This window comes from Paenibacillus sp. FSL L8-0470 (genome assembly GCF_038008625.1).
In the GTDB taxonomy this organism is placed as follows: Bacteria; Bacillota; Bacilli; order Paenibacillales; family Paenibacillaceae; genus Paenibacillus_AQ.
The window spans coordinates 710,807-722,613 of record NZ_JBBOZM010000001.1; the positions used below are offsets into that span (position 1 = coordinate 710,807).

The 11,807-nt window shown below is 50.3% G+C and carries 12 protein-coding genes; all 12 read left to right on the forward strand.

The features are described 5' to 3' along the window. Nucleotides 1-38 precede the first annotated feature (38 nt). The 12 genes from NST99_RS03255 (at nucleotide 39) to NST99_RS03310 (ending at nucleotide 11,773) form a co-directional block, all read left to right on the forward strand. Complete coding sequence (locus tag NST99_RS03255; protein ID WP_341089694.1) at nucleotides 39-239, forward strand: hypothetical protein; 201 nt, start codon at nucleotides 39-41, stop codon at nucleotides 237-239. A gap of 189 nt (nucleotides 240-428) precedes the next feature. Continuing rightward, nucleotides 429-1,259, forward strand: a complete 831-nt coding sequence (locus NST99_RS03260; RefSeq protein ID WP_341089696.1) for an alpha/beta hydrolase family protein — start codon at nucleotides 429-431, stop codon at nucleotides 1,257-1,259. Nucleotides 1,260-1,344: 85 nt separating this feature from the next. After that, nucleotides 1,345-2,121: a DODA-type extradiol aromatic ring-opening family dioxygenase gene (locus NST99_RS03265; RefSeq protein WP_341089697.1), complete on the forward strand. Its 777-nt coding sequence runs from the start codon at nucleotides 1,345-1,347 to the stop codon at nucleotides 2,119-2,121. Nucleotides 2,122-2,314: 193 nt separating this feature from the next. Continuing rightward, nucleotides 2,315-3,415 carry a DUF3048 domain-containing protein gene (locus NST99_RS03270; protein WP_341089698.1) on the forward strand — a complete coding sequence of 367 codons (1,101 nt, stop codon included), beginning with the start codon at nucleotides 2,315-2,317 and terminating at the stop codon, nucleotides 3,413-3,415. 205 nt (nucleotides 3,416-3,620) lie between these two features. Then, on the forward strand, nucleotides 3,621-4,238 hold the full coding sequence (locus tag NST99_RS03275) for a DUF47 domain-containing protein (protein WP_038585709.1): 618 nt from the start codon (nucleotides 3,621-3,623) through the stop codon (nucleotides 4,236-4,238). Between the two features lie 13 nt (nucleotides 4,239-4,251). After that, nucleotides 4,252-5,241, forward strand: coding sequence for an inorganic phosphate transporter (locus NST99_RS03280; RefSeq protein WP_038585711.1), 990 nt, complete (start codon nucleotides 4,252-4,254; stop codon nucleotides 5,239-5,241). A gap of 362 nt (nucleotides 5,242-5,603) precedes the next feature. Then, a complete protein-coding gene (locus NST99_RS03285) occupies nucleotides 5,604-6,332 on the forward strand; it encodes an amino acid ABC transporter ATP-binding protein (RefSeq protein ID WP_038585714.1) in 729 nt (242 codons plus the stop codon). Nucleotides 6,333-6,364: 32 nt separating this feature from the next. Continuing rightward, nucleotides 6,365-7,234 carry a glutamate ABC transporter substrate-binding protein gene (locus NST99_RS03290; protein ID WP_341089699.1) on the forward strand — a complete coding sequence of 290 codons (870 nt, stop codon included), beginning with the start codon at nucleotides 6,365-6,367 and terminating at the stop codon, nucleotides 7,232-7,234. A gap of 166 nt (nucleotides 7,235-7,400) precedes the next feature. Further along, nucleotides 7,401-8,051: an amino acid ABC transporter permease gene (locus NST99_RS03295; RefSeq protein WP_341089700.1), complete on the forward strand. Its 651-nt coding sequence runs from the start codon at nucleotides 7,401-7,403 to the stop codon at nucleotides 8,049-8,051. Between the two features lie 782 nt (nucleotides 8,052-8,833). After that, nucleotides 8,834-9,484 carry an amino acid ABC transporter permease gene (locus NST99_RS03300; RefSeq protein ID WP_341089702.1) on the forward strand — a complete coding sequence of 217 codons (651 nt, stop codon included), beginning with the start codon at nucleotides 8,834-8,836 and terminating at the stop codon, nucleotides 9,482-9,484. Nucleotides 9,485-9,571: 87 nt separating this feature from the next. After that, nucleotides 9,572-10,867: an ATP-binding protein gene (locus tag NST99_RS03305; RefSeq protein WP_341089703.1), complete on the forward strand. Its 1,296-nt coding sequence runs from the start codon at nucleotides 9,572-9,574 to the stop codon at nucleotides 10,865-10,867. Between the two features lie 3 nt (nucleotides 10,868-10,870). Continuing rightward, nucleotides 10,871-11,773 carry a response regulator gene (locus NST99_RS03310; protein ID WP_341089704.1) on the forward strand — a complete coding sequence of 301 codons (903 nt, stop codon included), beginning with the start codon at nucleotides 10,871-10,873 and terminating at the stop codon, nucleotides 11,771-11,773. Nucleotides 11,774-11,807 lie beyond the last annotated feature (34 nt).

Consider the following 11,807-nt stretch of genomic DNA (forward strand, 5'->3'; position numbering starts at 1 on the left):
CTTCACCAAATACAGCTTATAGGAAGGCGGGCAGCGTTATGGCGCATGAGAAAAAAGAAGAATCAGGCAAATTCATGGGTGACGGCTTCGCGCCTGCGCAGGCTAATGAAGTGGGCGATTGGGGCAATTCCGACGGCTTCAGCCTGTGGGACGCAGCGGGGCAGGACCAGGATAACGGCCTGGAGGATTGGGAAGGCAGAAGGGAAACCCATGATATGTTTTACGACAGCTACGATTGAGTGAGTTTTGCGGGCAGGGCCTCTTTTGTTCCTTTGGGAGCGGAAGGGGCCTTTTCGATCATTAATGATTTCCGCTGGCTTCTTGTTGACAATAATAACGTAAACCGTATAATAAAGATACAAATCACACTAAGTTAATCGGAATTATTATACTTTGGAATAGCTTTACTTTTAGAGGAGGATAAGGCCATGGAACGGAACATTATTATCCGGCATAACCAGGAGGAGCTCACAGCAAGCATACATTATCCATCGCGTGAAAAGGGGAGCAGCGGCCGCTGCAAGGACCGTGTGCCTCTGGCGGTTATTTGCCATGGTTTTGTAGGCAGCCGGATCGGCGTTGACCGGATCTTTGTCAAGGCTGCCCGTGAATTGGCGCAGGACGGATATATGGTGATCCGCTTTGATTATGCGGGATGCGGAGAGAGCACCGGGAATTACGGCAGCGAGGATATGGAATCCATGATTGCCCAGACCCGGGCTGTGCTTGATTACGGGATCGGTTCTGCAGATGTGGATCCGCAGCGCGTTACGCTTATCGGACACAGTCTAGGCGGTGCCGTAGCTCTCTTGACCGGAGTCCGCGACCGGAGGGTGAAGAATCTGGTCCTGTGGTCTGCCGTCGGCTATCCTTTCAATGATATCGTAAAGATTGTAGGAAGGGAAGCTTATGACCGGTCGGTGAAGGGCGGGTCGTCCGATTACGCCGGATATACGTTTACTCCGGTATATTTCAACTCGCTGGCTGCTTTCCAGCCTTTTCAGGAGGCCGGCAAGTTCAGTGGAGATGTGCTCGTTATTCATGGAACCTCCGACGATGTCATTCCGGTTGATTACGCCTTCCTTTATCAGAAGCTGTTCTGGACCCGGCCGGAGGGACGCTGCGACAAGGAGATCATTTTTCAGGGAGACCATACCTTTTCCTCAGGCCCGGCGCAGGAGCAGGTGCTGAAACGGACCCGGGAGTGGATGAACCAGCAGGAGCATCTGCAGCAGGAATGGCAGAACTGGATGATATAGGTGATATGTAGCATTAGCAATAACTGTGATTTAGCGGTAAAATAAAGGGGCACACCATATACTGGGTTATGGAGGTTGGCACCCTATGAAATTACCGGCATTTTTTATTGCGCACGGTTCTCCGCTCCTCGCTCTGGAGGATAATGAGTACACCCGTTTCCTGGAGCGGCTTGGTCAGGATCTGGGGAAGCTCCGCGGTATTGTAGTTTTCTCCGCGCATTGGGATAGCCCTGAGCAGCTAATTACCGTGGACGCACAGCATGAGACGCAGCACGATTTCTATGGATTTCCGGAAGAAATGTATTCGCTGACCTATCCTGCCCCGGGTGATCCCGCACTCAGCAACCGTATTTCCGAGCTCTTCAAGGAGAATAATCTCGCCCATCAGCCTGTTCTGGGGCGCGGCCTTGATCATGGCGTATGGGTGATCCTGAAGAAGATGTTCCCGCAGGCCGATATTCCGGTAGTGGCTTTATCTGTCGATTCTTTGCGCTCTCCCGAGGAGCAGTATACTATCGGGCGCATGCTGGCTCCGCTGCGTGATGAGGGAATACTGCTGATCGGAAGCGGAGGATTAGTCCACAATCTGCGGCTGCTCAAGCAGGATGACACACCCGAGCAATGGGCGCTCGATTTCGATGAGTGGGTTGCCAAGGGACTTGCGGCATGGGATCTGCCGTCTTTGTTCGCGTACGAGAAGCAGGCACCGCATGTGCGCGAAGCGGTTCCGTCTTATGGAAGGGAACATTTTGTTCCGCTCTTCTATATTATGGGCACCGCAGATGAAGGCAAGCGGGCACAACTGATGATTCAGGCGTATCAATACGGAACGCTCAGTCTGAACTGCTGGATGGTAGACTAGGGCAAATTCATACAATAAACATAGGATACAGCTGGTAACGGGCTGTATCCTTTTTATTTTGCAGGTGAAGAAGGCAGTGTGCAAGACAAATCTGCTAGCCTATGATTAAATGGAGGAAACGCGAAGCGGGTTTTGTACGAAGTGATTTCAAAGAAGTAAAGCTCACAAAACTTTTAGGAGGAACAACAAGTTTATGACCATGAACCGCTATTCTTCCCGTCTCATATCCGGTCTTATGCTTACTGCACTACTGCTCTCCGCCTGCGGAACACCAAGCGCGGAGAATCTGCCTGCCCCGTCCCCGTCGCCTACACTGTCTCCGGTGCCAACAGCTTCCATAGAGCCGTCGCCGACAACCGACCCGGCTAACACCGGGCAGTTGTCCGGATTGACCGGGCTTCCGGTGCAAGGGGAGCTGCTGAGGCCCTTGGCTGTAATGATCAATAATGCACCCGCTGCCCGGCCGCAGTCCGGTATCAGCGAAGCGGACATGCTGTACGAAGTGTTGGCCGAAGGCGGAATTACCCGGCTGATCGGGATCTTCCAGAGTCATACCGGAGTCGTCAAAATCGGACCTATCCGCAGTATCCGCCCTTATCTGATCGATATCGGTGAGAGTTATGGGGCGGTCACGGTACATGCCGGCGGCAGTCCTGCTGCTTATGCGATTCTTCAAGGTCAGAAGAAGGAGGATATGGATGAGATCGGCCGGGCCGGTGCCTATTTCTGGCGGGACAAGGAGCGCAAAGCTCCGCATAACCTCTACAGCAATGCAGCCAAGCTGCGGGAGGGTGCCGGAAAGCTGGGGTATGCCGAGAAAGCGCAGGTTCCCGGGTATCCCTTCACTGATCCGGATTTCTTGCCGACTGAAGGTGAGGCTGCTGTGGAGTTGAATGTTAACTTTCTGCTGACGAGTTATAACGTAGGTTATAAATATAATCCCGAGACGCGGACCTACCTGCGCTGGGTGAACGGGAAGCCGCATTTGGATCTGAATAATGCCAGTCCTGTGGAAGCGGCGAATGTCATGGTGATAGGATCGGACCATAAGGTGCTGGATGATGTCGGCAGACTGCAGATTGATGTGGAGCTGGGCGGCGAAGCGCTGCTGTTTCAGCGCGGGCAGGTGATCAAAGGCAAATGGTCACGCAAGCCGGACGATGTGATCCGGTTTGTGAAGAGTGACGGGACAGAAGCGCTGATGTATCCAGGCGTCACACATATTCTGATCGTCCCTAATGCGCCAGCCTTCAGCAGCCATGTGAACTATACAGCGGTTCCAAGTACAACGTGATTCCAAACCTGAAAAATGGCTGTTCAGAGAATTATTTCTGTTATTACTGGGAATTGTTAATATAGTGTAAAAAAGTTCGTTCTTTTTACTTCTATCCCTTCTATTGATATGATAAGATAACAAGGGTTGTCATTCATTTTCATGCTGTTTACATATGAGTGGCTTCAAGTTTTCACGGCAATTTTATGTAAAGGGGTTTAAACTAATGAAGTTTAAAAAGAAGGACATTTTCTTTGAGACGCTGGAAAATATGGCTGACACCATTGTCCAGGCTGCAGACTACTTCGCTCAGAATATTACAACTCTCCAGGAGAATGTCGAAAACTTCGCTGCGGTGATGAAGAAGTACGAATCCCAATGCGATACTTACACGCACACCGTCATTAAAGAGTTGAACAAGACGTTCATCACGCCGCTGGAACGCGACGACATTATGGACTTAATTACCAGTATGGACGATGTCATTGACGGCCTGGAAGCTTCGGCCTCGCGTTTCTATATGTATAACCTGCTGGACCCTGATGAATATATCGTTCAATTCGCGGAAATTCTGCGCCAATCTGCCTATGAAATCCAAAAAGCCGTTCATTTGCTGTCCCAGAAGAAACTCCTGGCGATTCGTGAGTATACCATTCGCCTGAATGATCTGGAGAATCAAGGGGATGAAGTGCTTCGCATTTGCACCAAAGCCTTATTCGAGACCGTAAAAGACCCGATTGAGCTGATCAAGCGCAAAGAACTGTATGAGCGGTTGGAGACGACCACGGATAAATGTGAAGACGTAGCCAACATGCTGGAATCGATCATCATGCGTAACTCATAAGGGGCTCTGAAATATGGAAACATCATTATTTATGCTAGGTTTTGTTATATTTCTCGCGCTTGCGTTCGATTTCATCAATGGCTTCCATGATACAGCCAACGCAATCGCCACCTCCGTCTCCACACGTGCGCTAAAGCCGCGTACCGCTATCATTATGGCGGCGTCGATGAACTTTGTAGGGGCTCTGATGTTTACAGGAGTAGCCAAGAAGATCGGCGGCAGCATTACCGACCCTACCTTGCTAGATAACGGGATTGATATTGTTATAGCTACCCTGATAGCCGCGATTATCTGGAATCTGGTTACCTGGTGGCTGGGGATTCCTTCTTCTTCTTCACATGCACTTATCGGGGCATTGGCAGGTGCTGTATATGTAGGGGCCGGTACGGACCACATCAAATGGAGCGGTTTTGTTGAGATTGTGGAAGGTTTGATTTTCTCCCCGCTCATTGCCTTTGTCATTGGTTATATTGTTATGACGATACTGAAATGGATCTTCGCCAAACGCAGTCCGCACACGGTGAATAAAGGCTTCCGCTCGATGCAGATCATTACAGCGGCGCTGCAATCCTTCACGCACGGCACGAATGATGCCCAGAAGGCGATGGGGATTATCACCTTTGCGCTCGTGACCTCAGGACGTTTGGAGACTATGGAAGTTCCGCTGTGGGTTAAGATTGCTGCAGCCACATCAATGGCACTCGGAACGTCGATTGGCGGCTGGAAGATCATTAAAACGATGGGAACCAAAATTTTCAAAATCGAGCCGATTAACGGCTTTGCAGCGGATATATCCGCAGCTTCTGTTATTTTCTCGGCCACGCTGATGCATTTGCCGGTAAGTTCAACGCATGCCATTACATCCTCTATTCTTGGTGTAGGCTCTGCCAAACGCTTCTCCGCTGTGAAGTGGGGAGTTGCCGGACGGATTATCGTCACCTGGTTTATTACAATTCCGATCAGTGCAGTGCTGGCGGGAGTGATCTTCACAATTTTCTTCTAGAGCACGGGTATGAAGATGTCACGGAAGCCACGGATGGCTGCGGACATCTTTTTTTGTTGTCTTGTTAGATGAATGGAATAGGATCAGAGCGGAGACACCGAAAGGTGTCTTTTTATATTTCAAGAGAGGAATGTCACAAAAAGTAACGCGATCCCGATAAAATACATTAATCAGAGGTAAAAGAAAAGGAAATATATCACGTTTAAAAAAGAAAATGACATGAAAAATTTGTGATTCGCGTAGTATTATGTAGGATTTCGTAGTCTTTGAAGTAAGGTGTGTTTTAAGTGTTACCATAGCTGACAGAGAACGGTTCGAAGATTGTTCAAGAACTTAAAAAACGTGGCAAAGGAGGCCTGTCGTTGATCGACTTTCATCAAGTAGACAAACATTACGGACATTTTCATGTACTGAAAGCAATCGACCTGCATGTTCAGGAAGGGGAAGTGGTTGTCGTGGTCGGTCCTTCCGGCTCCGGTAAAAGCACAATGCTGCGCTGCATTAACCGGCTGGAGACGATTACGAGCGGCGGATTGACCGTGGACGGGATAACTGTAAATGAACGCAAGACGGATATCAATAAGCTGCGCAAAGAAATTGGAATGGTGTTTCAGCATTTCAACCTGTATCCGCATAAAAAGGTGATCGACAATATTACACTGGCACCGATCAAGGTGCTGGGGCTTTCCAAGGCGGAAGCGGAGAAGACAGCGATGTATTACCTGGAAAAGGTAGGGATTGCCGATAAAGCTCTGGCTTATCCGTCCCAGTTGTCAGGCGGCCAGCAGCAACGCGTGGCGATTGCCCGGGGACTGGCGATGAAGCCGAAAATAATGCTTTTTGACGAACCAACATCCGCGCTGGATCCGGAAATGGTTGGTGAGGTGCTGGACGTGATGCGGACGCTGGCCCGTGAAGGCATGACGATGGTTGTGGTCACCCATGAGATGGGGTTTGCCCGCGAGGTTGCGGACCGGGTTATTTTCATGGATCAGGGACAAATCGTAGAGGAAGCGGAGCCGGAGCAGTTCTTCGCCAGCCCGCAGGAAGAGCGGACACGCACATTTCTCAGCCGTGTATTAAGTCATTAACCAAATAGACAGCCATAAGGGGAGGAAGAGAAATGAAAATGTCCAAAAGCTTCAAACGGTTAAGTGTGCTGATGATCGCTGCCTTATTCGTAATTGCCGGCTGTGGCAACAACAATGCGGGCAGTAATAATGCGAGCAGTAATAATGCGGCCGGCGGCAGCAATGCTGCAGGGGGAGCTACGGATTCCAAAGCCATTGCCAAGATTAAGGAACGCGGCAAGCTGCTGGTAGGTGTGAAATACGATACGAGACTCTTCGGACTGAAAGATCCGGGATCGGGCAACGTGGAGGGCTTCGACATCGACATTTCCAAAGCCATAGCCAAGCATATCCTCGGTGACGAGAACGCAATTGAACTGAAGGAAGTAACCTCCAAGACACGGATTCCAATGCTGAACAATGGTGAGATCGATATGGTTGTCGCTACCATGACCATCACCGAAGAGCGCAAGAAGGAGGTTGACTTCTCCGACGTTTATTTCCAAGCCGGACAATCGCTGCTAGTAAAGAAGGGCAGTGCGATCACTGGTCTTGAGGATGTAACGAAGGATACCAAGATACTCGGCTCCAAGGGTGCAACCTCGATCAAAAACATTAAAGAGAAGGTTCCGGGTGTAACTGTACTGGAATTTGATAACTACCAGGATGCGTTCAGTGCCCTAAAGGCCGGTCAAGGGGACGCGCTAACAACAGATGATGCTATCCTGTATGGCATGGCTTCGCAGGACCCGGGCTTCGAGGTTGTAGGCGAACCGTTCACCGACGAACCTTACGGCATTGCTGTACAGAAGGGCAACACCGATGTAGTTCAAGCCATTAATGATACCTTGGACGGACTGAAAGCAAGCGGTGACTATGCTGCCATCTATACGAAGTGGATCGGTAAAGCTCCGACAAGATAAGACTGGCCAGGGCATTATTAACATCATGCTCTACATTCACCCTTGGTCCTTGCATGAACGGTAGCCGTCCTTTAAAGGGCGGCTCTGCCGTTTCTGCTTGTAAGATCAAATGGATGACGAACGGGGCAAGTGAGCAAGTATCTTTAGGCAAGGGTAGGTGAGATCCATGGATTTTACGATATTAACCGATTATTTCGGCCAGTATATGGAGGGCTTCAAGGGCACTTTACTCTCCAGCGTACTCGCTCTCCTCGGCAGCTTTCTGGTGGGGACAGTAATCGCCGTCTTCCGCATTACATCGGTGAAGGGGCTGCGCTGGTTCGGAACGGGCTACGTCGAGTTTATCCGTAATATCCCGCTATTGCTCGTGGTGTATATTTTCTATTACGGTCCTTCTGCACTGGGATTCACACTTGATGGCTTCAAGGCAGGAACCATCGGCCTGGCCGTATACACCTCAGCCTTTATCGCCGAGGCGATCCGCGCGGGAATCATGGCTGTTCCCAAAGGACAAATGGAGGCCGCACGTTCGTCCGGACTCAGCTACATACAGACTATGATGCATGTCATTCTCCCGCAGGCGATTAAGCTGGTCATCCCGCCGCTTGGCAACCAGTTTATTAACCTGATTAAGAACTCCTCGGTGCTGACCATCGTCGCCGGTCTTGATTTGATGTATTTTGCGGATAGCATCTCAACTGAAACATACCGCACATTCGATACCTACATCTTCGTAGCGCTGTTCTATCTCGTATTGACTCTTCCGCTCAGCTATGGCGTGCGGGTATGGGAGCGCCGTCTGCAGCGCAATTACTAGAATAGGATGTTAGTTATTAACAGTCCGCGAAGCGGCTGTAAGGTTTGCGGTTTAGGGTTAAGGTTTTACAGTCCGTGAAGCGGCTGTAAGGTTTGCGGTTTAGGGTTAAGGTTTTACAGTCCGTGAAGGGGCTGTAAGGTTTGCGGTTTAGGGTTAAGGTTTTACAGTCCGTGAAGGGGCTGTAAGGTTTGCGGTTTAGGGTTAAGGTTTTGCAGTCCGTGAAGGGGCTGTAAGGTTTGCGGTTTTAAGTTTAAGGTTCGTAAGGATGAGAGAAGGCCGGGACAACAGGTCTTCGATCAATAGCTCGCGATCTTAGCTTTGCTTGGGGAAGCTTTGAATTCCAGTTGATCAGCAGGAATGAATGGAGAGAGGGTTTGGCGCTGAGGGGGCGGAAGCGATAGCGCCCGCCTGGAAGCCTAAGCTATACCGGATAAATAATGATGAAGATAAGCAGGCCATAGAGAAGGTGAAAGTAACGGAGGGGAATTTTGGAACTGGAGGAGCGTTAGCGTCCGCCTTTATGTTTGGATTTCTACCGCAGCCAGCGGTTCAAATCAGGAAATCCAAACATAACAGCGGCCGGAGGTCCAAACATTCACCGCAGTTACCCGTCACCGGCTCGAACCAAGCCCGCATCTTTAGAATCCATGTATCCAGCATAGCCCCAGCCTCCAGCCAGCTACCGCATCACGTTCCCTGCTCCAAACCCTACGGACAATCATCCGTCCGTATATCAACATTTCAACACTTCCCATGCAAAGCACCTAAGGAGGGTTACTATTTTGGATTTTACCGGCGCATACTCCATTGATAATTTAAAGTTTCTGCTGGATGGGCTGTATATTACGCTCATCGTAGCTTTTGTATCGATCATCCTGAGCTTTGTCATTGGCTGTATTATGGGAGTGATCCGTTATTCGGAAATACCGGTATTGTCGCCGGTAATGTTCATACTGGTGGAGCTGATCCGTAATCTGCCGCTGCTGCTGATTATTTTCTTCATCCGCTTTGCGCTGCCGGAGGTGGGGATTAAGCTGGGATTGATCACGGCAGCTATTGCCGCATTAACGATATTTGAAGCTGCAATGATTGCAGAAATTGTGCGCGGCGGATTAACCTCGATTGACAAGGGGCAAATTGAAGCGGCGCGCTCCTCCGGTCTCAGCAACTTCCAGACCTTGTGGCATATAGTGCTGCCTCAAGGATTGCGGCGCATGGTTCCGCCTCTGGTAAGCCAATTCATCTCACTGCTAAAAGATACCTCGCTCGCAGTTGTGATCTCTTTGCCGGAGCTGATGCATAACGCCGGGATTGTCATCGGGCACGGTTACAGCTATGCAATTCCTACGTTGCTGCTCGTAGCACTGATTTATTTTGTAGTCAATTTCCTGCTGTCGATCCTCTCGCGAAGATTGGAGAATAAAGTGGTCTGACGGACAGGAATCGTGTACTTTAGCGTAGGAAAGCAGGGGCGGTTATGGTAGTATAAATGTCAACATCTTTGGCAGGAGCAGTGGGCGATGGGACATTTCATACTGAAATCCAAATATGCGCAGATTATCATAGTAGCCGCCGGGACGGCACTGGCCGGTGAATTCAAAATAAATCCGTTTGATGGCGACATCTTCCGGATTGCAATGGGCAGCAGTGCGTTTCTGCTGTTTTTGCTTTTAATGAGGCGGCTGCCTTACATTAGTACAGGTATTGCCACAGGCATTGTGGTGCTGCTGTTTCGTACCGGATTGGATGCTGCGGGAGGCGCTGAGCTGAGCTTTGTGCAGAGTGTAACCAGCCATTTCTCGGCAATGGTCTATTATATCGTCTTCGCAATATTGATGCATTTGCTTAAGAGCCGGCTGGATACCTTCCATCCGCTTGTGCTCGGCGGTGTTGCGTCGCTTATTGATCTGGTATCGAATGAAATGGAACTGCTGACCCGGCTGCTTGTGCTGGACTCGTCCTCTTTCCGGCTGAATGAATGGACTTATCTGATGGTTATTGCTGTCATTCGCACGTATTTTACGACCGGAGTGTACAGCAGCATTTCCGTCAGCCAGCTGCGAATCGCGCAAAGAGAACAGAAGCAGAGGATTGAGCAAATGCTCGGATTCGGTTCGGGCCTCTACGGTGAAGTGTTTTATCTGAAAAAGTCGATCGGAACACTGGAGAGTGTTACCTTGAGCAGTTATGACCTATATCGGAATCTTAAGGCCGGTGAGGAGCATCAGTTATACAGCCGCCAGGTGCTGGATATTACCCAGCAGATTCATGAGGTGAAGAAGGATGCCCAGCGGATTCTGGCCGGTCTGGTGAAGCTGGTGGAGCGCGAGGTTACCGGGGACATGCGTCTATCCGGCATCCTGAGTTTTACCGTGAAGAGCAATGCCAAATACGCCGAAATGCTGGGTAAGAGTATCAGTTTCAGTACCCATATTTCCCAGGACTCCGATTATACCACCGCAAGCTACATTCCACTGCTTACCCTGCTGAACAATCTCACCGCCAATGCGGTTGAGGTTATAAAAGGAAGAGGTAGCGTATCCCTAGATATCTATGAGAAAGCCGGGTCTACGATCCTCACCGTAACTGACAGCGGCGGCGGAATTATGGAACGTGATCGTGAGCTGCTGTTCGAGCCCGGGTTCACAACGAAATTTGATGAAGAGGGCATTGCTGCTACGGGAATCGGACTTTCGCATGTGCGGGATATTGTTGATGCATTTGAGGGCGAGATTACGGTTCATAAGGCCTCCCATACCGGAGGGGCGATGTTTCAGATTATTTTGCCGACGGCAAAGCTGCGGAAGGAGGAATAAAGGATGCCGCTTTCTTTCTGTATAGTGGATGACGATGCGGCCGCCAGAAGAATGCTGCAGCATATCATTGAGGATAGCGGGCTTGGCGAAGTGGCGGGTACGGCGGAATGCGGGCAGGACGGGGTGCGGCTGATCTTAAGTGAATGTCCGGACATCGTGCTCATGGATCTGCTCATGCCGGATCAGGATGGGATCGAGACGATCATCTCGCTGCAAGCCCAAGGCTGCCGCTCCAAATTCGTGATGATCTCGCAGATTGAAAACAGTGACATGGTAGGCCGCGCTTACCGCAGCGGAATCGAGTTCTTCATCCGTAAACCGATCAATAAGATCGAAGTGGAGGCCGTGCTGTATAAGGTGAACGAGCGTTATGCGATTAGCCGCTATCTGGATGAGATCAAATCTAGCCTTGGCAAGCTGGAGGGACTGCAGCTCGGACTGCCGCCGGTGCAGGTCAGCAAACGTTCCGTACGGGAGATCATTCAGCCGATTTTGATGAATATGGGCATGGTGTCGGAAAGCGGAAGCCGCGATATTATCACGATGATGGAGCTGGCCGCAACGCACAGTAACCGCGGAAGCCTGCCACCGCTTAAGGAACTCTACGAAATGGCTGCAGCCAGCTATAAAACCGTTCCCGCCGAAGCAGCGAAAGAGGTTAAAGCAATTGAACAGCGATTGCGCCGCGCGTTGTCTGCCGGACTGACGAATCTGGCCTCCATTGGACTGACGGATTACGGGAACCCCAAGTTCGAATATTACGCGCCGCTTTATTTTGATTTTGAGGAGGTGCGGCTGAAGATGAGGGAGATCGAGCAGGGCCGGGATTCCGGCAAGGTTAAGGTGAACATCAAGAAATTTCTGCAAGTGCTGCATCTGGAACTGCTGGACGGCATGGGCCGCTAAGGTGCAACTATAGATGTAGGGATAATAGGACCTC